We start from the raw sequence: 21,231 nt of genomic DNA on the forward strand, positions 1-21,231 counted from the left end.
GGCCAGCGGTCCAACAAGCCGCATCAACAGGCCGGACATATGGATGCAAGCGATCCGATCAAACCTCACTTGGCTCTTGTGCCACGGGGGCCGTCCACATATGGGTCCTGGCTTTCGCCAGGACGACCTCTGAGGGTTGGTTCCGCCAGAGGCCACTATCCTGCAGCCTCAATTCTGCAGCCTCACCCCAAGCATCACCACCGTCCCTGACGAGCTCGCACCCACGACGTTCGAATTCAGGATATCGTGGCGCAGGCTGCCCTTGATCCAGAGGTTGCGGTTGAGCTTGTAGATGATGTCGCCTTCGATCGAGTAGGTCTTGTCGTTGCGGTTCTGGCCCTGATAGTCGAGCGTGCCGTAGGTGAACTTGCCGATGCCGGTGAGCCAGCGGCGGAAGTCGTGATCGACTTCGGCGGTGTAGGTGCGCACCAGCACGCCGGAGGCGCCGGGGATCGTGGTCTCGGCGAGCTGCGTGTCGGTGAAGAATTTGACCGTGGTGAGCCCGCTCGCGTTCCAGATCAGCGAGCCCGTGGTCAGGAAGCCCGAGAGCTGGCTGAGCCTCGGATCGACATAGTTGCGCGCGGCGTAGCCGATCGAGATTTCGCCGGTGAGGATGCGCGAGAACTCGAAGGACGTGCCGACCTTGGCGTAGCCCCCGTTTGAATCGCGCAAGTACCCATTGCGGTCGACGGCCTGGTCGTGCACGCGGGTATCACCCTCGATTTCCAGGAACGGCTTCAGGCCCGGCTTGAGATCGTAGGAGAAGCGCCCCACTCCGCCATACTGGTTGAAGTCGCGGTCGTCGTTGCTGGAGGTCGTACCGTCGGTGAGTTTCGAGTTGGTGTAGGCCGTGCGATCGACCGTGGCGCCGGCTGCGACCTCGAAACGGTTGAAGGTCTGGTCGACGCCGAGCGTCGTGCCGTAGGTGGCGTAAATTGGATATTTCTGCAATCCGGCCTGGATGTTCGGGCTGCCAGGATTGTCGGTGGCAAGCCGCAGCCGGAGCTGCGAGGTCAACTTGAGATCGCGGTCGACGTCGATGCGGCCGTCGACGTGGCCGGTGAAATCCGGGCGGTCGATCTCAACCGGCGCGGGGGAGGCGAGACCGTCGATGGTCGACGGCAACTGATTGCCATAGCCGGTGAAGGAGCCACGCAGGTCCGCGACCAGCGCGTGGCGCTCCCAGTCGGACATCACGACGAGTTCGGGGGCGACGACATAGAGCGGTGAGCCGATCGGCTTGTTGAGGCGCGCAGGGTTGGTGTCGTAGCCGCCCGAGAGCTCGAGCGCGCCCTTGATCAGGAAGCTGCCGGCGTAATCTCCGACGGGGCCAAACGGATCGTCGTCGAGCTTAAGGCGCCGGCGGAGCGGCTGACCGGGCACGGTGCCGGCCATCGCCGCCGGCACCGGCGTCTTGTTGGCGGCCTCCGACGGCGGCGGCGCGATGCGCGGCTGGCCGATGCCAGGTGCGGATGTCGCGGCCGGGGCCGGGGTGCCGGGACCGGGCGCGCGCTTGGGCTTCGGCTGTCCGGGATAGAGCTTGGGCTGCTGGCGCTTGCGGTTGAGCGAGTCATAGCCCGAGACGCCAGAGCCGTTGGCGGCAGGCAGGCCGTAGGTCGGCACCTGACCGACGCGCGAGGGCGCCGGTGTGTCCTTGCTCTTGCGCGGATCGGCGCTGGGATCGGGTAGCGCCGGCAAGGCGTCAGATGGCGGCTGCGCGAATGTCGCCGTGGCCGTGCGGCGCGTCGGCAGTGTGTCCGGCGAGACGAAGCCGCCGCGGCTCGGATTGAAGAGGTCCGGTGTGAGGCTCTGGGCAGCTGCGGGCGTGGTCTCCAGCACGGTCAGCGCAAGGCATGGCAGGACAACGCGCGCGAATTGCGCGCGTTTGCTCCGGCCCATGCCTGGAGACCACCCCACGATGGAAAAACTCCAACGAATTCCAATACTTCTGCGAGAGCTTCCGCGGCGGGCGCGGGAACCATCGTTAATGGAGTTAAAACAATTATGGTTAATGAGCCGTTGAGGACGGACGATCGGGCTGTCGTTTCTTCGAAACGCTATCCCGCTCTATCTCTTTGTTTGAGCATGATCTTTCCGGAAAACCGGTCTCCACTTTTCCGGATCATGCTCCCGCGTCGCCTCCCCGGGCCCGCCGTGCTAAGCAGACGGCCACGGGCAACCCGGGTTGCCCTCCTCCCTGGATCACAACATGCCGAGCTCGAAACCGCTGATGACCCCATCATCCGGCCCTGCCTCCCCCGACATCGAATCCGCGCTGCGCACGCTGGAGACGGAGAGCGGCGGCATCGGCGCGCTCGCCACGGCGCTGAAGGGGCCGATGGCCGCTGGCTTCACGGCGGCGATCGACAAGATCCGCAATGCCAAAGGGCGCGTCGTCGTCACCGGGCTCGGCAAATCCGGCCACATGGCGCGCAAGATCGCAGCGACCCTGGCCTCGACCGGCACGCCCGCCTTCTTCGTCCACGCCGCCGAAGCTGGCCATGGCGACCTCGGCATGATCACCACCGACGACGTCATCATGGCGCTGTCCTGGTCCGGCGAGCAGCCGGAGATGAAGAACCTCGTGAATTATTCGGCGCGCTTTGCGATTCCCATGATCGCGTTGACGTCGAACGCGGGCTCCGCGCTCGGACAGGCCGCCGATATCGTGATCGAGCTGCCCAAGGCGCGCGAGGCCTGCCCGCACAATCTGGCGCCGACCACCTCGACCCTGATGCAGGCCGCGATCGGCGATGCCATCGCGATCGCCCTGCTGGAAGGCCGCGGCTTCACGGCGCTGGAGTTCGCACATTTCCACCCCGGCGGAAAACTCGGCGCGATGCTGAAATTCGTTCGCGACTACATGCGCACTGGCGCGGAGATCCCCGTCAAGCCGCTCGGCACGAAGATGTCGGAAGCGGTGGTCGAGATGTCGGCCAAGGGCCTCGGCTGCGTCTGCATCGTGGGCGACACCGGCGAGATCGCCGGCATCATCACCGATGGCGATCTGCGCCGGCACATGCGGCCCGATCTGCTGACCGCGACCGTCGACGACATCATGACGAAGCAGCCAAAGACCGTGCCGCCCTCCATGCTCGCGACCGAGATGCTGGAGGTGCTCAACACGAGCAAGATCACGACGCTGATCGTCGCCGAAGCAAGCAAGCCGGTCGGCATCGTGCACCTGCACGATCTCTTGCGCGCGGGCGTGGCGTAAGCTTTTCTCCGTCATCCCGGGGCATCGCGCAACGGGAGCCCCGGATCCATTGGGCCTCCCGCCTCCTTTCCGTCATTGCGAGCGCAGCGAAGCAATCCAGATTCCAGCCGCGGTCGCAGTCTGGATTGCTTCGCTGCGCTCGTGATGACGACGTTCAGAGCTTCGGAAACCGAGCCGCCTTCTCCTCCAGCGGCAATCTCAACCCGTTCGCCACATACGACACCGTGCGATAGACCCCGCACAGCATCATGATTTCCAGGATCTGCGCATCGTCGTAATGCGCTGCGAGTGTTGCGAACTCTGCGTCATCAAGTGTCGCGCGATGATGCAAGGCGTCGACTGCCGTGATCAGCGCCTGCTCGGCCGGAGACCAGCAGGCTGAAGTCGCCTCGCCATCAGCGGTGGCGCGGACCTGTTCGTCCGTGAGGCCCGCGGCCCCCGCGAAAATCGCGATGTGCACGCCCCATTCATACTCGCATCGGTTCATCGCGCAGGTGCGGTCGATGACGATCTCGCGCTGGCGCAAGGACAGCGGCCCCGGGTCCAGCAGGCTGCCGGCGCGAAACTTGTCCCAGGCGCGCTTGTGTCCCGCCATCACCCGGAACAGCATCAAGGGCGGCGCGCCGCGCATGATGCGGTTGAACTGCTCGTCGATCTCGGGCGGATACGGCGGATCCAGCGGGGCGATGCGTGGTGCGGCAGGTGACATGGCCGGCCTCTCTGCTACAATAGTTGTAGCAATTTATGCTACATTATGTGTAGCAACGCAAGAGGCGGATATGGCCAGACCGGCAAGGCAACGCAGCGTACGCGGCTCACGCACGGGCCGGCCGATCATGGCGCTGCTGGACCTCTTGGGGAAACGTTGGTCCTTGCGGATCCTGTGGGAGCTGCGCGGCGATCCCCTCACCTCCCGCGCGCTGCGCAGCGCCTGCGACGAGGCATCCCCCACGGTGTTGCAAGCGCGGCTGACGGAACTGCGCGAGGCAGGCTTCGTGGAGCTTGGAGATGCCGGCGGCTACAGCCTGACGCCACTCGGGCAGGAATTGTGCCAGACCTTCATGCCGCTGCACCGGTTCGCGGAGAGGTGGCGGAAGTAGAATTCGAGGAAGCGGCCGTCCACTTTGATCTCCCTTCTCCCCTTGCGGGAGAGGGTGGCGCGAAGCGCCGGATGACGGGTCTCTCTCCGCGAACTCTGTGCACAGGGTTATTCGCGGAGAGAGACCCCCTCATCACCCGTCTCGCCGCCGCGCGGCGGTCCACCCTCTCCCGCAAGCAAGGGGAGAGGGGAAGAGAGCTACGCCGCGGCCACCGTCAGGTTCGCACCATCCACCTGCACCACCTTCACCCGCGTGCCGGCCGGCGTGTCCGGGCCGGCGACGCGCCAGACGGTGTCGCCGATGCGCACTGTGCCGTTTCCGTCGATGATCGGCTTCTCCAGCGTGAACTCGCGGCCGAGAAGCGCCTGGGTGCGCTTGTTCAGATGCGGGCTCGCGCTCGTGTCGATCCTGCCGCGCGCCAGGCGTCGCCACAGCGGGACTGCGGCGGCCGCGAACAGGGCGAACATCACGAGTTGTGCCTGCCAGGACGGGTGAAACGCGAACGAGACCAGCCCAACCAGCAGCGCGGCAAGCCCCAGCCAGAACAGGAACACGCCCGGCGCGAACACCTCCAGCGCCATCAGGATGAAGCCGAATATCAACCAGTTCCAGGTTCCGAGGGTGACGAACATGTCGGTCATGACACGACCTCCGAGCTACCCTATTGCCGCGGCGGCACTGCCGGCGGCGCGTTGCCAGCCGGCGGCACGGAGCCGCGACGAGCGGCGGCCGCCGCCGACGCGGCACTCTCGCCAAATGTTGCCTTCGCGATCTCGCCGATACCGGCGAGCGAGCCCAGCAGGCTCATGGCTTCCATCGGCAGCATGATGACCTTCTGGTTCGGCGCCTCCGCGAACTGGCCGAACGCCTTGATATATTTGTCGGCGATGAAGTAATTCAACGATGCGACGTCGCCCTTGGCGATGGCTTCCGACACCGCCAGCGTCGCCTTGGCCTCGGCCTCCGCAAGACGCTCGCGCGCTTCGGCGTCGCGGAACGCAGCTTCCCGCCGGCCTTCGGCCTGAAGGATCTGACCCTGCTTGGCACCTTCGGCGCGCAGGATCTCGGACTGGCGCTGGCCTTCGGCGGCCAGAATGTCGGCGCGCTTGACGCGCTCGGCCTTCATCTGACGGCCCATGGCCTCGACCAGATCGGCCGGGGGCACGATATCCTTGATCTCGATGCGGTTGACCTTGACGCCCCACGGCGAGACCGCGGCGTCGACGACGCGCAGCAGGCGCTCGTTGATCTCGTCGCGGTGCGACAGCACCTGGTCCAGATCCATCGAGCCCATCACCGAGCGGATGTTGGTCATGGTGAGCACGGTGATCGCATTGTTCAGATTGGCGACCTCGTAGCTCGCCTTGGCGGCGTCAAAGACCTGGAAGAAGGCGACGCCGTCCACGGTCACCGTGGCGTTGTCCTTGGTGATCACCTCCTGCTCGGGAATGTCGATCACCTGCTCCATCATGTTTATCTTGCGCCCGACGCGATCGAAATAGGGCACGATCAGATTGAGCCCCGGCGACAGCGTCTGGGTGTATTTGCCGAACCGCTCAATGGTCCAGTCGTAGCCCTGGGGCACCGTCTTCACGCCGGCGAGCAGCGTGACGATGACGAGAAACACCAGTGCAATCGCAAAAATATCGAAACCGCTCATAGGTCCTCCAAGGCGGGAAAAGGCTTTTCCCGCGCCGTTCATTGGTCGGAATCCAGTCCCGACCGGTTCAGCGGCACGCTTTACGTCGGCCTCTCGCGATCATTCCACAAGACGCACGAAGCCGGAACGGCGGCCATTAAGTATTGGCGAGGGGGCTCTTGAAACAGGACGGCCGCAACCTAGCGGATGCGCCTCATTCGATGACCTCGTCGGCGATCGCAAGCAAGGCCGAGGGGATGGTGACGCCGAGCGTCCGTGCGGTCCGCAGGTTGATCGCGAGCTCGAATTTGGTGGGGTTTTGCACCGGAAGATCGGCCGGCCTTGCGCCCTTCAGGATACGGTCGATATAGGCGGCGGCGCGCCGCACCTGCTCGGCGCTATCGGTGCTGTAGGACATCAGGCCGCCCTCATCGACGAAGGTCCGGCTCCAATAGACCGCAGGGACGCGTGCCTCGGCGACCGCCGCCTGGAGGCGCGCGCGATTCGCCAGCGTGAAGAAATCAGGCAGGACGAGCAGGCCTTCGCCCTTGCGGGTTGCGAGCGCGGCGATCGAGGCCTCGTCATGGACCGGCGCCGGCTCGACCGACACGCCGAGCGCATGCGCCGCCTGTTCGATCGCGTGCAGCATGAGGCCGGCGAACGGCGCCGTGGCGGGATTATAGACAACGGCGATGCGGTAGACCTTTGGCGTGATTTGCGTCAGCATCTCCAGCCATTTGCCGGCCATCGGCCCATCGTAATCGGTGAAGCCGGTGATGTTGCCGCCCGGATGCGAAAGCGCCTGGACAAAGCCCTGGCCAACGGGATCCGTGACGATGGCGAACACGATCGGCGTTGCCGCAGCGTGCTTGCGCAACTCCGCGACCGACGGCGTGCCGATGGCGAGCAGGATGTCGGGATTGAGCGCGACCAGCTCCTCGGCCTGCCGCGCGATCAGCGCCCGGTCGCCGCCGCCGCTGCGCCAGTCGATCAGCAGATTGTCCTGCTCCTTCCAGCCGAGCTTTGCGAGCGCGTCGACCAGGATCGTCGCGCGCTTCTGCGCGATCGCGTCGTCGGCCGCCGTCACCGTGAGCACGCCGAGCCGGCGCATCGCCGCCGGCGCGGGCTGGGCGGCGGCCGGCAGCGGCAGCAGGGCGGCGCCGCCGAGAAGTGCCAGAACATCGCGCCGCTTCATGAGACGCTCCTCAGATCCAGCCCTGCAGCTCGCGCAGCACCAGGGTGCGGATCACGTCCATGCCGGGCTCGCTGTCGTTGAGGCAGGGAATCGCCGCAAACGCCTCGCCGCCATTATGCCGGAAGATCTCGGCATTCTCCTGCGCGATCTCCTCCAGCGTCTCCAGGCAGTCGGCGGCAAAGCCCGGCGTCACCACCGCGATGCGGCGCACGCCTTCCTGCGCCAGGCGCTTCATGGTCGCGTCCGTATAGGGCTGGAGCCATTCCTCATTGCCGAAGCGCGATTGGAAGGTGAGCAGCAGCTTTGACGCGTCGAGCCCCAGCCGCCGGCGCAGCGCCTCGGTGGTTGCCACGCAATGACCCTGATAGGGGTCGCCTTTCTCGACATAGGATATCGGCATGCCGTGGAAGGAAGCGACGATCAGCTCCGGCTTGAACGGCAGGCTCGCCAGGCTCGCCTCGATCGAGGTCGCGAGCGCCTCGATATAGGCTTCGTCCTCGTAGTAAGGCGGGCTCACCCGCAACGTCGGCTGCGCGCGCAGGCGGGCGAGCACGCGAAACACCTCATCGCAGACGGTCGCCGAGGTCGAGGCCGAATATTGCGGATAGAGCGGCACCGCCAGGATCCGGTCGCAGCCTTGGGCGATCAGCGCCTCGATGCCCGATTTAATCGACGGATTGCCGTAGCGCATCGCCCAGTCCACCACGACATGCGCGCGGTCGGCGAGTGCGGCGGCGAGCTTGTCGGACTGCGAGCGCGTGATGGTCTTCAGCGGCGACTCGTTCTTCTCGGTGTTCCAGATCTTCTGGTAGTCGAGCGCCTTGGTCCGCGGCCGCTTGCGCAGGATGATGCCGTTGAGCACGAACTGCCAGACCAGGCCCTGGTCCTCGATGACGCGGCGATCGCTGAGGAATTCCTTGAGGTAGACCCGCACGCCCGGGGCATCCGCAGTGTCGGGCGTCCCGAGATTGACGAGCAGCACGCCGACACGCGAGGCGGCCGGAGCCGCACTGGCCTTCGATGTGTCGATCGGGAGAACGCGCGTCATGGTCCAACGGGTTCGCGCGTTGGACCGAACTTGTCAAGATTGGGCCGACTTCGCTAGGGTTTCGGCCCGAGCGCGATGGGTTTCCATCGCGCTCGTCTCTTAGAGGCGCATGGTCTTTCTCGGAAAACCGGTACCCACTTTTCCGGACCATGCTCAGGGGGAAGGAACCATGACGCTCGCGGAATGGTGCATATTTGGAGCGCTGCTGCTCTATCTTGCGACGATCGCCTCGATCAAATGGATCAGGTTCGGTCGTTTCGACAATTCGCGCCCGCGCGACCCGGCCTTCTATGAGGATGCCATCTCCCAGCGCGCGCTGGGCGCGCACCAGAACGGCATAGAGACCTTCCCGTTCTTCGCGATTGCCGTGCTGCTCGCCGAATTCCGCGATTCCCCGCAGCGCCTGGTCGACGAGCTCGCCGTGCTCTTCCTGATCGTGCGGATCGCCTATGTCTTCACCTATCTCGGCAACCGCCCGACGCTGCGCTCCATCCTCTGGAGCATCGGCTTTGCGATCAATGTCGCGATCTTCTTCATGCCGGCGTTGAAGCGGTTCTTGCCGGTGTGAGGCTCTCTCTGTCGTGTCCCGGACGCGGTGCGGCGTCTTGGCGCTGCGCTGCGTCCGGGGCACGAGAATTCCTATCAAAAACACGTCGTGCGTTCGGCGGCGAGGTAGCCGAACAGCAGGCCGGTGCCAAACAGCAGCACGAGGCCGGCAGCCGCAAATTCAATGCCGCGCATGAACAGCGCGCCGCCGCCGTCGCGGCCTGCGCTCAGGCGCCGGGCGACGTCCTTGGCGGAGACGGCGATGACCGCGATCGTCGCAACCGTGATCGCGGTGCCGAGCCCCATCAGGAGGGTTGCGGCAATGCCGGCCCAGAACAGCCCCTGGGCGAGCGCGAACACCAGGACCAGGATCGCGCCCGAACAGGGTCGGATGCCGACGGTGAGGATCGCGGCCAGCCCGCGCCGCCAGCCGCCGGGGCCGGCAAGCTCGCTCGGCGTCGGGCCGTGAGAGTGGCCGCAATGCTCGTCATGGACATGGGCATCGTCATAAGCATGGGCATGAGCATGCGCGTGGCCATGGTGGTGATCATGGTGAGCGTGACTATGCTCATCATGATGATGGTGATGATCGCCGTGATCGTGATGATGCGGCACGCCGGCGATCGCCGGCACCGGCTGGGTCGCCTGGAGCGCGCGAAAGAAGGCGCCGCCCTTGACCCAGACGAGGCGCAGCCCGAACGCCGCGATCAGGGCATAGCTGGCGATCTCGATGACCTTTTCGGCGCTGCACATGGTCTTGGCGGTCGCATTCAGCGCCCAGGCCGCGACGCCGACGATGAGGATAGCAACCATCGACTGCATCAGCGCCGAGACAAAGGACAACACGATGCCGCGCCGTGCCGTTTCCTGGTTGGCGACGAGGTAGGACGAGATCACCGCCTTGCCGTGGCCGGGGCCGGCGGCATGGAAGATGCCGTAGGCAAAGGAGATCGCGAGCAGCGTCCACATCGCCGAGCCGTCGGATTTGGCCGCGCGGATGGTCGTCGACATCTCGCGGTAAAATTCCGACTGCTTGGCCAGCAGCCAGCCGACAATGCCACCTGCCTGCGGTTCGGGCGCTGGGCGCGGACCGCCGAAGGGATTTTGTGCCAGGAGATCGTGAAGCGCTGCATCGACGGCCCACACGGCGGCAAGAACGGCCGCGCCGGTTGCAAGCGAACGCACAAACGGAGACCGAACGAGCGAGGTCACGGGCAATCCACGGTGATCTTGTTGGCGAACATCATGCCGAAGTTGGAGTTCTCGCCGTCCACAAAGGTCTGCTCGTTGAGCTTCTGGGCGCTCGCCGTGCCGTCGCTCGGACGCTCCAGCTTCAGCTGACAGCCGGCGGGTGCGCCGACCAGCTTGACCGGGTTATCCTTGGCCATCTGGAAGTCGATGAAGAAGGAGCGGTCGAAAACCTCCAGCATGAGCTGCTTCGGCTTCAGCGGCGTCTTCAGCGGCAGCGTGAAGTGCAGGGTCAGCACTTGGTTCTTGTAGTCGAGGAAATAGTCGACCGGCTCGTTGAAGCGCTCCCTCTTGCCGTCGGCCTTGGCGAAGGTGAAGTAGGCATATTCCTTCAGCGACTCGACATTGGTCTGGGCGAGCGGGGCGAGCTCCTCGCGGCTGTAAGCGCCCTTGGTCTTGCCCTCGAGCCCCTGGGTCGCATAGGCCGAGAACATGTCGTCGAACGTCCAGGCGTGGCGGACGCCGATGATCGAACCGTCGGGCGCATAGATCAGCTCGCTCGTCGCGGTGATCCAGACGTGCGGATGCGCCTCCGCCGCGCCGGCCACGAGCGACAGGGCGGCACCGAGCAGCAGCCCGAGAAGGGCGCGCGCGCCCATCAGGCCGCCTTCGCGGTGTCGAGCAGGCCGCGGCGGCGCAACAGCGCGTCGGGTTCGGGCGGCCGGCCGCGGAAAGCCTCGTAGGCGGCTTCCGGGTCGACCGATCCGCCGCTGGAGTAGATGTCGTCATGCAGGCGCTTTGCCACCGCAGGATCGAAGATGTTGCCGGCCTCCTCGAAGGCGCCGAAGGCGTCGGCATCCATCACCTCAGACCACATGTAGCTGTAATAGCCGGCGGCGTAGTGGTCGCCGGAGAAGATGTGGCCGAATTGCGTGGGCCGGTGCCGCATCGCGATCTCCTCGGGCATGCCGATCTTCTCGAGCTCCTGTCTCTCGAAGGCCCGCACGTCCCGGGCGGCCGCGGCAGGCTGGGTATGGAATTCGAGGTCGAGAAGCGCCGAGGAGACGAATTCGACGGTGGCAAAGCCCTGGTTGAACTTGCGCGCCGCCAGAAACCGCTGGAGCAGGTCGTCGGGCAGCGGCTCGCCGGTCTGGTAGTGGCGGGCGAACTGCTGCAGCACTTCGGGCCGCTCCTGCCAGTGCTCGTAGAGCTGCGAGGGCAACTCGACGAAGTCGGTGAATACCGAGGTGCCCGACAGCGACGGATAGGTCACGTTGGAGAGCATGCCGTGCAGGCCGTGGCCGAACTCGTGGAACAGGGTGCGGGCATCGTCGGGCGACAGCAGCGAGGGCTCGCCGCCGGCGCCCTTGGCGAAGTTGCAGACATTGATGACCAGCGGTGCGACTTCGCCGTCGAGCTTCTGCTGGTCGCGCAGCGACGTCATCCAGGCGCCGGAGCGCTTTGAGGGACGGGCGTAGTAGTCGCCATAGAACAGCGCCTTGTGCTTGCCGTCCGGGCCCTTCACCTCCCAGACGCGGACGTCCGGATGCCAGGCCGGGACATCCTTGCGCTCCTCGAATGTGATGCCGAACAGCCGCGTGGCGCAGTCGAAGGCCGCCGCGATCATGTGGTCGAGCGTCAAATACGGCTTGATGGCGGCGTCGTCGAAATTGGCGCGCTGGAGGCGCAGCTTTTCGGCGTAGTAGCGCCAGTCCCAGGGCGCGAGCTGGAAATTGCCGCCCTCGGTCGTGATCAGCGCCTGCATTTCATCGCGATCGGCGAGCGCGCGCGCCCGCGCCGGCTTCCAGACCCGCTCCAGCAAGCCCCGCACCGCATCCGGCGTCTTGGCCATGGAATCCTCGAGCCGGTAGGCGGCAAAGGTCGGATAGCCCAGGAGATTGGCGCTTTCCTCCCGCAGCTTCAGGATATCGATGATGGTCTCGTTGTTGTCGTTGGCGTTGCCGTTGTCGCCCCGCGCGGTGAAGGCCTTGTAGACCTTCTCGCGCAGGTCACGGCGGCCAGAGCCCTTTAGGAACGGCTCGACGGAGGAGCGCGACAGGGTGACGATGGCCTTGCCGGCCATGCCGCGATCTTCTGCCGCAGCCTTGGCGGCCGCAATGAAGCTGTCGGGCAGGCCCTGGCGGTCGTCCTCACCGAGCTCCATGAACCACTCCTGCTCGTCACCGAGCAGATGATGGCTGAAGGTGGTGCCGAGCTGGGCGAGCTTCTCGTTGATCTCGGCCATCCGCGCCTTGGCCTCCTCGGTGAGCCCGGCGCCGGCGCGGTGGAAGCGGGTGTAGGTGCGCTCGAGCAGGCGCAGCTGCTCCGGAGTGAGCTTCAGCGCGGCGCGGTTCTCGTGGAGCTGGGCGATGCGGCCGAACAGCACCGCGTTCATCATGATCGGATTCCAGTGCCGCGCCATCCGCAAGGAGACCTCCTTGTCGATCTCCAGGATCGCCGGATTGGAGTGTGCGGAGACGAGGTCGTAGAACACGGCCGCGACCTTGTTGAGCAGCTTGCCGGAGCGCTCCAGCGCCGTGACCGTGTTGGCGAAGTCGGGGGCTGCGGGATCGTGGACGATCGCCGCGATCTCGGCGGAGTGATCGGCGAAGGCCTGTTCGAAGGCGGGCAGGAAGTGCTCCGGGCTGATCTCGTCGAATGGCGGGGTTGCGAACGGCGTCACCCAGGCCTTCAGGAGCGGGTTCGTCTCGGCCGGCGCGGCGCCGGTATTTTCGCGGGGTTCTGACATGACTTGTCCCGTTTTTTGAGCTGGTTTGTTGCAGCCAGCTATAGCACGCGATGGGGCTTTTTTGCGCCTTTTGGCCTTGCTCCCCGCCGCCTTTTCGGGGAGATTGCGCCCCTCAAAGACCACGGACCCAAAGCTCATGAACGCGCCTGCCTCCTCCTCCCGCCGGATCGTCTGGCCAAGCGTCATCACCGTCATCAGCGCCGCCATCCTGATCGGCGCCGAGGTGTTCGGCGCAGCGTTTGCCGGCGGCTGGGCGCTCGCGATTCTGTTCGGGCTCGACGACACCGGCGCGCACATCGTGCAGGCGGTGCTGTTCGCGCTCGGCGTGCTCGTCATGACCGCGTTCATCCGCGCTGCTCAACGCGTCGAGCCGTTCACGAAGCGCGCGTGAGGCGACGCGCGCAAGCAAGAAGCGCTTCGCAGCTCGCACAAACTTAACAGCCATTCATCTTCAGCGTCGCTCGCGCAGCACAGCGCAAGCAGTCGTTAGGCAATTCTGCTCTCAACCTAAAAATTTTCTTGCGAAGCAGAGTCAAAACGCTTATGTGCGTTCTTGCCCAATTTCGCACGTGCCTGTGGTCGTGTGTCAGTCGGTAGGTATCCGGACAAGAGGCCGGACAGCCGCCAAGGGGTGAAGAAGCCGAGGGGCTCTTCGGAAGAAGCGGAAGCCGCAAGACGGCAGATGCCGAAAGTCCGAAGCGTCCAGCATCTCTCTCAAGAGATGCCTTGTCGAAGGTGACTTCGCTCTTTGCAACCGTGACTGGCAGCCGGAGGCGAACCGGCGCACCCCGCTCTCAACGGGGGACGCGACTTAAAGCAACGACGGATCGGGCTTTTTTGGTCTCTACCGGCATTCCAACGCCGGCGCGGGCTACTGAAAAGGCTTGTCCTTCATTGCCAGGTGAGCGGGCGGGAAAATTCCCAACCAATCCACGGCAGCACAATTCGGTCTAGGGGTCTTGGCCCTGTCGCGTCTCCATCGTGCGGCAGCGGCAAAGCGCCCTCGTCCGAGAACATTTTGAACGGGTCTCCGTCGCTGGGGCCGTTTGGAGGGTGCTATGACCGATCGCATCAGGGAATTTCTGCGCAACCGCCGCACCGAAGGTCTCGACACCGAGCCGTGCCTCGTTGTCGACCTCGACGTCGTGCGCGACAACTACCAGAGCTTTGCCAAGGCGCTGCCCGACAGCCGCGTGTTCTACGCCGTCAAGGCGAACCCGGCGCCGGAAGTGCTGGCGCTGCTGGCATCCATGGGCTCCTGCTTCGACACTGCGACCGTCGCCGAGATCGAGATGGCGCTGGCCGCGGGTGCGACACCCGACCGCATCTCCTTCGGCAACACGATCAAGAAGGAGCGCGACATCGCGCGCGCCTTCGCGCTCGGCATTCGCCTGTTCGCGGTCGATTGCGCCGCCGAGGTCGAGAAGGTCGCCCGTGCAGCGCCGGCTGCGAAGGTGTTCTGCCGCATTCTCTATGACTGTGCCGGCGCCGAGTGGCCGCTGTCGCGCAAGTTCGGCTGCGACCCGGAGATGGCCGTCGAGGTGCTCGATCTCGCCAAGCGTCTGGGCCTGGAGCCGTGCGGCATCTCCTTCCATGTCGGCTCGCAGCAGCGCAAGGTGAAGGCGTGGGACCGTGCGCTGGCGATGGCCTCGCAGGTGTTCCGCGACTGCGCCGAGCGCGGCATCAACCTCTCGATGGTCAACATGGGCGGGGGCTTTCCGACCAAGTACCTGAAGGACGTGCCGCCGGTGGTGACCTACGGCCGGTCGATCTTCCGTGCGCTGCGCAAGCACTTCGGCAACCAGATTCCGGAGACCATCATCGAGCCGGGCCGCGGCATGGTGGGCAACGCCGGCATCATCGAGTCCGAGGTCGTGCTCATCTCGAAGAAGAGCGACGAGGACGAGGTGCGTTGGGTCTATCTCGACATCGGCAAGTTCGGCGGTCTCGCCGAGACCATGGACGAGTCGATCCGCTACGCCATCCGCACCCCGCATGACGGGGCGGACATGACGCCGTGCGTGCTCGCAGGCCCGACCTGCGATTCCGCCGACGTCCTGTACGAGAAGAACCCGTATCCGCTTCCGGTGACGCTCGAGATCGGCGACAAGGTGCTGATCGAAGGGACCGGGGCCTATACGTCGACCTACTCGTCGGTGGCGTTCAACGGCATCCCGCCGCTTCGCACCTACCACATCTGATCCGCCTCCTGATCGAGGCCTGACGAACCCCGGGGAGCCGGCGAGCCGGCTCCCTCCCTGACATTTCGATTTCTGACGACGCTTGGGGCGAGTGCGCACGCGCGCCGATGCAAGCGAGGACTGACGTGTCATGACTGCTTTTCGGACGCCACAGGTCGCCCTCACCTCGAAAGCCGCTCCGTTCGCGATCCGTGCGGAGCGTGCTGCCGACGTTGCGATGCGTGAAGCGCTGCTCGATGCCTGCTTTGGCGAAAACCGCCACGGCCGCACCTGCCAGCGCCTGCGCGACGGACGCGCCCCTGCCGCCGGCCTTGCGCTGGCTGCGGTGCGCGAGGGGAAGCTCGTGGGAACCGTGCGGCTGTGGCACGTCAGCGCCGGAGGCAGGCCCGCTCTGGTCCTCGGACCACTCGCGGTCGACCCTGCCTGCCGCGAGTTCGGGATCGGCGCCGCGCTGATGCATCAAGCGCTGGCCGCCGCCCGGGCGCGCGGGCATGCTGCCGTAATCCTGCTCGGTGACGCGCCCTACTATGGCCGCTTCGGCTTCTCGGCGGAGAAGACCGGCGGGCTCTCGCTGCCCGGCCCGTTCGAGCGCGAGCGGCTGCTGGCGATCGAATTCACCAACGGCGCACTCGATGGCGCCGAAGGGATGATCGCCCCGACCGGAGCGGCCCTGCCTAAACGGAGGGTAGTTCGCGTCCTCGAGGCGCACGCGGCCTGAGGGATTGCCATGATGGCGACGACCGAAGCCGCGCTGAGCGGCAACGTCCGGCCGCGCCTGCGCTAGACCCGCTTCCTTTGGGGTTGCGCAGGCCCCGGAAACGCCCTTTAACCCCGCGAAACACCCGCTTCAGTCGAGGTCGAACAGATGTCCCGTCGCCTGATTTCCACCGGCTCGCCCTTCGAGAAGACTGCCGGCTACAGCCGCGCCGTGATCGACGGCGACTTCGCCTTCGTCGCCGGAACCACCGGCTACGACTACACGACGATGACGATGCCATCAGATGTCACGAGCCAGTCACGTAACTGCTTCAAGACCATCGAGGCCGCCCTGAAGGAGGGCGGATTCGAGATGGCCGACATCGTCCGCGCGACCTACTACCTGACCGACGCCAAAGACGCAGACGCCCACTTCGCGGTCTGCGGCGAGTTCCTCGGCGAGATCCGTCCGGCCGCCACGCTGCTCGTCGTCTTGGCGCTCTACAAGCCCGAGATGAAGGTCGAGATCGAAGTCACCGCCAAGCGCCGCAGCGCCTGATCCACCCCTCACCTTTTGTCCGCCAGCACGTTCCGGAGAAACCATCCCATGAGCCCCCCCTCGCAGATCTACGCGAAGATCACCGGTCCCATCGTCATGGTCGGCTTCGGCTCCATCGGCAAAGGCACGCTGCCGATGATCGAGCGGCATCTCGATTACGACAAGTCGCGCGTCACCGTGATCGATCCCAAGGACGAGGGCCGCAAGGCGCATTGCGAGAAGCACAATGTCCGCTTCATCCAGAAGGCCGTGACCAAGGACAATTATCGCGACTTGCTGACCCCGCTGCTCACCGAAGGCGGCGGCCAGGGCTTTTGCGTCAATCTCTCGGTCGATACCGGCTCGACCGACATCATGGAGCTCTGCAACGAACTTGGCGCTCTCTATATCGACACCGTCAACGAGCCCTGGCTCGGCTTCTATTTCGATGCGTCGAAGGGCCCGGAAGCGCGCTCCAACTACGCGCTTCGCGAAGTGACGCTGGCCGCCAAGAAGGCCCGGCCCAAGGGCTCGACGACGGCCGTCTCCTGCTGCGGCGCCAATCCCGGCATGGTCTCGTTTTTCGTCAAGCAGGCGCTGCTCAATGTCGCCGCCGATCTGAAGCTCAACGCTCCCCGGCCGAAGACCAAGGCCGAATGGGCCGACCTGATGCGGCAGGCCGGCATCAAGGGCATCCACATCGCCGAGCGCGACACCCAGCGCTCGAAGAAGCCGAAAGAGCCTGACGTCTTCGTCAACACCTGGTCGGTCGAAGGCTTCCTGTCGGAAGGTGTGCAGCCGTCCGAGCTCGGCTGGGGCACCCACGAGAAGTGGATGCCCGAGAATGCGCGCACCCACGAAGCCGGCTGCGGCGCCGCCATCTATCTGATGCAGCCCGGCGCCAACACGCGCGTGCGCACCTGGTGCCCGACCCGCGGCGCGCAATACGGCTTCCTCGTCACCCACAACGAGTCGATCTCGATCTCCGATTACTTCACGGTGCGCGACGCATCGGGCAAGGCGATCTATCGGCCGACCTGCCACTATGCCTATCATCCGGCCGACGATGCCGTGCTGTCGCTGCATGAGATGTTCGGCCGCGCAGCGAAGATGCAGGAGAAGCACCACATCCTCGACGAGAACGAGATCGTCGACGGCATCGACGAACTCGGCGTGCTGCTGTTCGGCCATGACAACAATGCCTATTGGTACGGCTCGCAGCTCTCGATCGAAGAGACCCGCCGACTGGCGCCCTATCAGAACGCAACCGGCCTGCAGGTGACCTCCGCCGTGCTCGGCGGCATGGTGTGGGCGCTGGAGAATCCGAACGAAGGCATCGTCGAAGCCGACGAGATGGATTTCGATCGTCTGCTCGAAATCCAGCTGCCGTATCTCGGCCCGGTGAAGGGTTTCTACACCGACTGGACCCCGCTGACGGATCGTCCGGGACTGTTTCCGGAAGACATCGACACGTCCGATCCCTGGCAGTTCCGGAACATTCTGGTGCGCTGACACGCACCGGCGTGATGCCCTGCCAAAGGCGCCAAAGGCGAGGCATCAAAAAAGTCGAAAACAACCCCATGCAAAGTAGCCGATGACTGCGGGTGTGATGCACGGTGGATTTTGCGAGGTCGTTGATACGTCGGATAAATCAGGGACCGTAACGCAAGGCGCGCTGACGTCGCCTCATTCTCCGCCATCATTGCCCGCGAAAGCGGGCAATCCAGTACGCCGCGGCTTCTCGATTCAATTACTGCCGTCTCTGGAATACTGGATCACCCGCTTTCGCGGGTGATGACACCGAGCGTATGGGCAACGCCTACTACTTTTCCTTGGCCGGCGGCTCCTTGATCGGCGGGGCGATCTTCTCCGCGGGCGCCTGCGGCAACACCGGCTTTGCTGCGCCCTGGGTCTGCGGATCGGGGCGCGCGGGCTCGGGCGCCGGGGTGGTGGGACGCTCACCCCCGGGCTTTGATTGCGCAGGCGTCTTGCTCTGATCATCCGGCGCCGGCGTGCCTTGCAGCGGCTGTGTGGCTTGAGCCATGTGCTGCCGGCTCTCGGCCCGGATCTGCGCCAGCGACAGGCCGGAAATCAGGATACCCGCCCCGAACAGGAAACAGGCGATCAGCAGATCGCGTTGAAATCTCAGCTTGTCTTGCTTGCCGGCCATCTCGGGCTACCCCGCGAACTCGTTCGCGGTATCAACGAAATGGTCGGACTGCAGTTCCCGTGGGATGACGTTCGGGAACCCGCAAGGAGTGCGGCGTTCAGTCCGTCGTGCTGACTTCCCAGGTCGCGTGGCGCACGCCGGACTGGCGCTGCATGTCGACCGCCACCGCGTTCAGCTCGTTCGGATCGACCGCGGTCGCGACCAGCTTTGCGACGATTTCCAGGATGTCGTCGCCGATCTCGACCACCTCGACATCCGCCACCGGATATTTCGCGCTCTCGAGCTTGTCGACCAGGCGGTCGCGCATGTCGGGCAAGGCTTCCGTCGTGACTGCGACCTTGAAGTAGTAGGTCGCCTCCAGCGCCTTCTCGTTCAGCGGGATGCGGTTGATCGCGTTGACCAGGGGACGCAGCAACGTGTTGCCGGCGATGATGAACACCGTGAGTGCGACGGCCTGCGCGACCAGGTCGGCGCCAGCGCAGGAGCCGACGGCGGCCGAGGCCCAGAGCGTCGCCGCAGTGTTCAACCCGCGCACGTCCATGCCCTGCTTCATGATGACGCCGGCGCCGAGGAAGCCGATGCCGGAGACGACGTAGGAGATCACGCGGACCGCGCCGTCGGCCCCGGTCAGATGCATGGCGAGATCGACGAAGGCGGCGGCGCCGACCGCGACCAGCACATTGGTGCGAAGCCCTGCGGTGCGCTGGCGATATTGCCGCTCGGCACCGATCAGCGTTCCCAGCACGAAGGCCGTGAACAGGCTGATCAGCGTGTCGAGGAAGTCAGCAAGCTGGAAGGTCGTCAGAAACCGCATGGCCCCTCATACGGTCGGAATATGACCGTTGATCAAAGCTCGAGGAGCCCTCCATCGCCGGTCTCGTCGGCGAATGCAAGCAACGTTCCCTTGGCGTTCCAGCCGAGCGCCGCGACCGGCGCCGTGCCGTTGCGGCGGACGAGAATCTCCGCGCCGTCTTCCAGCCGCACCATCAGCACGGTGCCGTCGCTATAGCCGGCAGCGAATATGTCGCTCTTCGGGTGGCAGGCGACCACCGTCACGCGCGCCTGCAAGGGCGCGAGCATCGCGGGCTCCTTGCCCATCGGACCGTCCTTGCTGGCGAACGGCCACAGGATCACGGTATCGGCGCCCGACGTTGCCAGCGCCTTTCCGCCGGTGCTCCAGGACATCGAGCGGACGCGGCCCGGATAGCCGGTCATGCGCATATGCTTGTTATCGGCGAGCCGCCAGCCATGCAGCGCCGGCTCGTGCATCGCGGTGACCAGGAACTTGTTGTCCGGACTGAAGGTGACGCCGAGATGCGAGCCGGCCCAGGGCAGGAATTCGGCACTGCCAGCCATGTTCGGAAACCACAACGTCGCGCCGTTGTAATGCGCGATCGCCAGCCGCAGGCCTTTTGGTGCAAACGCGAGGCCGCCGACGGTCGACGGCACCTCGATCGACTTCTCTTCGTTCTTGCCGCTCTTGACGAAGGCGAACTTGCCGGCCGACCAGGCGAAGGCGCCATCCGCGTGCAGCGCCACCGCATCGATCCAGCGCCGCTTGGGATCGGTCGCGAGCAGCGTCACCTCACCCTTGGCGTCGAGCGCCGTGACCTTGCCGTCGTCGCCGCCCATGATGAGGCGCTTGCCATCGCTGGCCGTGGAGAGAATGCCGCCGCTATGCGCGGCGACGGTGGTGATCTCACCCTGGCTATCTACCAGCGCGACGTTCTCCTCGCCGCCGACGAAAGCGGCACGCGAGCCAAGAAAATGCACGGACGTCACGGCCATCCCGAGCCCGACCGGCTTGACGCGGTCGGTGACGGAGACGATCGAGGGTGAATCGGGAGCCGGCGTAAACTCTTTCATCACGAGACGATGCAGCTCTCGAAACCTTCGCGGATGGCCTGTTCCGGCAATTCGCGACCGATGAAGACGAGACGGCTCTCGCGCGGCTCGTCCTCCTTCCACTTCCGCTGATGATTGCCCTCCAGCATCATGTGCACGCCCTGGAAGACGTAGCGGTCGTCATCATTATGGAAGGCGAGGATGCCCTTGGAGCGCAGGATCTTCTGGCCCTCCACCTGCACGAGGTTCTGGAGCCAGGGCATGAACACGTTGGGGTCGAGCGGCTTGTCGGTCTTGAGCGACAGCGACTGCATCTCCTCGTCGTGATAGTGCTTCAGGCCGTGGCCGTGATCATGGTGGTGATGATGGTCGTGGCCGTGATGGTGGTGATGATCATGATCATGATCGTGGTCATCGGCCTCCAGGAAATCAGGCTCGATCTCGAGGATGCGGTCGAGATCGAAGGCGCCGCGATCGAGCACATCGGCCAACGCCACCGAGCAGCGCTCGGTGCGGTGCAGCTTGGCATAGGGGTTGATGCCGCGGATGCGGGCCTCGACCTCGGCGAGCTCTGGCTTGGAGACGAGGTCGGTCTTGTTCAGCACGATGACGTCTGCAAACGCGATCTGGTTCTTGGCCTCGGGCGCGTCCTTCAGCCGGTCGGACAGCCATTTGGCATCGGCAACCGTCACGACCGCGTCGAGCCGCGCATTCTTCTGCACGTCCTCATCGACGAAGAAGGTCTGGGCGACGGGCGCGGGGTCCGCAAGACCGGTGGTCTCGACGATGATGGCGTCGAACTTGCCCTTGCGCTTCATCAGCCCGTCCATGATGCGCACGAGATCGCCGCGCACGGTGCAGCAAATGCAGCCATTGTTCATCTCGAACACTTCCTCATCGGCGCCGATGATGAGGTCGTTGTCGATGCCGATCTCGCCGAATTCATTGACGATGACGGCGTATTTCTTGCCGTGGTTCTCCGACAGAATGCGGTTCAAAAGCGTGGTCTTGCCGGCTCCGAGATAGCCGGTCAGCACGGTCACGGGAATCTTCTGAGAGGTCACTTCAGACATAACTACTCCGACATCGGGCTTGTCGC

21 protein-coding genes are annotated in these 21,231 nt (G+C 65.0%); 8 read left to right on the forward strand and 13 right to left on the reverse strand.

The features are described 5' to 3' along the window. Window positions 1–168 precede the first annotated feature (168 nt). Window positions 169–1,917, reverse strand: coding sequence for an outer membrane beta-barrel protein (locus ACV1FX_RS37245; RefSeq protein ID WP_473122497.1), 1,749 nt, complete (start codon window positions 1,915–1,917; stop codon window positions 169–171). A gap of 292 nt (window positions 1,918–2,209) precedes the next feature. Between ACV1FX_RS37245 and ACV1FX_RS37250 the strand changes: the two genes are divergently transcribed. Then, window positions 2,210–3,217 (forward strand): KpsF/GutQ family sugar-phosphate isomerase, encoded by a 1,008-nt coding sequence (locus ACV1FX_RS37250; protein ID WP_473122498.1) that lies wholly within the window; start codon window positions 2,210–2,212, stop codon window positions 3,215–3,217. Between the two features lie 154 nt (window positions 3,218–3,371). On the opposite strand, the gene ACV1FX_RS37255 is transcribed toward ACV1FX_RS37250, so the two are convergent. Next, on the reverse strand, window positions 3,372–3,926 hold the full coding sequence (locus ACV1FX_RS37255) for a carboxymuconolactone decarboxylase family protein (protein ID WP_473122499.1): 555 nt from the start codon (window positions 3,924–3,926) through the stop codon (window positions 3,372–3,374). A gap of 70 nt (window positions 3,927–3,996) precedes the next feature. Between ACV1FX_RS37255 and ACV1FX_RS37260 the strand changes: the two genes are divergently transcribed. Next, entirely contained in the window at window positions 3,997–4,317 is a 321-nt protein-coding gene (locus tag ACV1FX_RS37260; RefSeq protein ID WP_473122500.1) for a winged helix-turn-helix transcriptional regulator, read from the forward strand. A gap of 197 nt (window positions 4,318–4,514) precedes the next feature. Here ACV1FX_RS37260 and ACV1FX_RS37265 read toward each other — a convergent pair whose 3' ends face one another. The 4 genes from ACV1FX_RS37265 to hemH all read right to left on the reverse strand — a co-directional run bounded on the left by ACV1FX_RS37265 (window position 4,515) and on the right by hemH (window position 8,199). Next, window positions 4,515–4,958 (reverse strand): NfeD family protein, encoded by a 444-nt coding sequence (locus tag ACV1FX_RS37265; RefSeq protein WP_473122501.1) that lies wholly within the window; start codon window positions 4,956–4,958, stop codon window positions 4,515–4,517. Between the two features lie 20 nt (window positions 4,959–4,978). Continuing rightward, window positions 4,979–5,977: an SPFH domain-containing protein gene (locus tag ACV1FX_RS37270; protein WP_473122502.1), complete on the reverse strand. Its 999-nt coding sequence runs from the start codon at window positions 5,975–5,977 to the stop codon at window positions 4,979–4,981. 193 nt (window positions 5,978–6,170) lie between these two features. Next, complete coding sequence (locus ACV1FX_RS37275; RefSeq protein WP_473122503.1) at window positions 6,171–7,151, reverse strand: ABC transporter substrate-binding protein; 981 nt, start codon at window positions 7,149–7,151, stop codon at window positions 6,171–6,173. Between the two features lie 10 nt (window positions 7,152–7,161). Then, window positions 7,162–8,199, reverse strand: a complete 1,038-nt coding sequence (gene hemH / locus ACV1FX_RS37280) for a ferrochelatase (RefSeq protein WP_473122504.1) — start codon at window positions 8,197–8,199, stop codon at window positions 7,162–7,164. A 169-nt stretch (window positions 8,200–8,368) separates the two neighbouring features. On the opposite strand from hemH, the gene ACV1FX_RS37285 reads away from it, so the two are divergent. After that, a complete protein-coding gene (locus ACV1FX_RS37285) occupies window positions 8,369–8,767 on the forward strand; it encodes an MAPEG family protein (protein WP_473122505.1) in 399 nt (132 codons plus the stop codon). A 74-nt stretch (window positions 8,768–8,841) separates the two neighbouring features. Here ACV1FX_RS37285 and ACV1FX_RS37290 read toward each other — a convergent pair whose 3' ends face one another. From ACV1FX_RS37290 to ACV1FX_RS37300, 3 genes are read right to left on the reverse strand one after another with little or no spacing between them, the layout of a single operon-like run. Beyond that, on the reverse strand, window positions 8,842–9,963 hold the full coding sequence (locus ACV1FX_RS37290) for a nickel/cobalt transporter (protein ID WP_473122506.1): 1,122 nt from the start codon (window positions 9,961–9,963) through the stop codon (window positions 8,842–8,844). Next, window positions 9,954–10,592, reverse strand: coding sequence for a DUF1007 family protein (locus tag ACV1FX_RS37295; RefSeq protein WP_473122507.1), 639 nt, complete (start codon window positions 10,590–10,592; stop codon window positions 9,954–9,956). The genes ACV1FX_RS37290 and ACV1FX_RS37295 overlap by 10 nt, the downstream gene beginning before the upstream one ends. After that, complete coding sequence (locus tag ACV1FX_RS37300; RefSeq protein ID WP_473122508.1) at window positions 10,592–12,682, reverse strand: M3 family metallopeptidase; 2,091 nt, start codon at window positions 12,680–12,682, stop codon at window positions 10,592–10,594. Before ACV1FX_RS37300 ends, ACV1FX_RS37295 begins: the two co-directional genes overlap by 1 nt. Window positions 12,683–12,818: 136 nt before the next feature. On the opposite strand from ACV1FX_RS37300, the gene ACV1FX_RS37305 reads away from it, so the two are divergent. The 5 genes from ACV1FX_RS37305 to ACV1FX_RS37325 all read left to right on the forward strand — a co-directional run bounded on the left by ACV1FX_RS37305 (window position 12,819) and on the right by ACV1FX_RS37325 (window position 17,629). Continuing rightward, window positions 12,819–13,073, forward strand: a complete 255-nt coding sequence (locus tag ACV1FX_RS37305) for a hypothetical protein (RefSeq protein WP_027522243.1) — start codon at window positions 12,819–12,821, stop codon at window positions 13,071–13,073. Window positions 13,074–13,740: 667 nt separating this feature from the next. After that, a complete protein-coding gene (locus ACV1FX_RS37310) occupies window positions 13,741–14,883 on the forward strand; it encodes a type III PLP-dependent enzyme (RefSeq protein WP_473122509.1) in 1,143 nt (380 codons plus the stop codon). Window positions 14,884–15,013: 130 nt separating this feature from the next. After that, window positions 15,014–15,601: a GNAT family N-acetyltransferase gene (locus tag ACV1FX_RS37315; protein WP_473122510.1), complete on the forward strand. Its 588-nt coding sequence runs from the start codon at window positions 15,014–15,016 to the stop codon at window positions 15,599–15,601. Between the two features lie 147 nt (window positions 15,602–15,748). Continuing rightward, complete coding sequence (locus tag ACV1FX_RS37320; protein ID WP_473122511.1) at window positions 15,749–16,138, forward strand: RidA family protein; 390 nt, start codon at window positions 15,749–15,751, stop codon at window positions 16,136–16,138. A gap of 48 nt (window positions 16,139–16,186) precedes the next feature. Continuing rightward, a complete protein-coding gene (locus tag ACV1FX_RS37325; RefSeq protein WP_473122512.1) occupies window positions 16,187–17,629 on the forward strand; it encodes a homospermidine synthase in 1,443 nt (480 codons plus the stop codon). Window positions 17,630–17,939: 310 nt separating this feature from the next. Here ACV1FX_RS37325 and ACV1FX_RS37330 read toward each other — a convergent pair whose 3' ends face one another. From ACV1FX_RS37330 to ACV1FX_RS37345, 4 genes are all read right to left on the reverse strand, one after another. Beyond that, window positions 17,940–18,287 (reverse strand): hypothetical protein, encoded by a 348-nt coding sequence (locus tag ACV1FX_RS37330; RefSeq protein WP_473122513.1) that lies wholly within the window; start codon window positions 18,285–18,287, stop codon window positions 17,940–17,942. Between the two features lie 97 nt (window positions 18,288–18,384). Continuing rightward, window positions 18,385–19,101 carry an MgtC/SapB family protein gene (locus ACV1FX_RS37335; protein WP_473122514.1) on the reverse strand — a complete coding sequence of 239 codons (717 nt, stop codon included), beginning with the start codon at window positions 19,099–19,101 and terminating at the stop codon, window positions 18,385–18,387. Between the two features lie 32 nt (window positions 19,102–19,133). Further along, window positions 19,134–20,153: a WD40 repeat domain-containing protein gene (locus tag ACV1FX_RS37340; RefSeq protein WP_473122544.1), complete on the reverse strand. Its 1,020-nt coding sequence runs from the start codon at window positions 20,151–20,153 to the stop codon at window positions 19,134–19,136. Beyond that, window positions 20,153–21,205, reverse strand: a complete 1,053-nt coding sequence (locus ACV1FX_RS37345; protein ID WP_473122515.1) for a CobW family GTP-binding protein — start codon at window positions 21,203–21,205, stop codon at window positions 20,153–20,155. The genes ACV1FX_RS37340 and ACV1FX_RS37345 overlap by 1 nt, the downstream gene beginning before the upstream one ends. Window positions 21,206–21,231 lie beyond the last annotated feature (26 nt).

Source organism: Bradyrhizobium ingae (assembly GCF_055791185.1).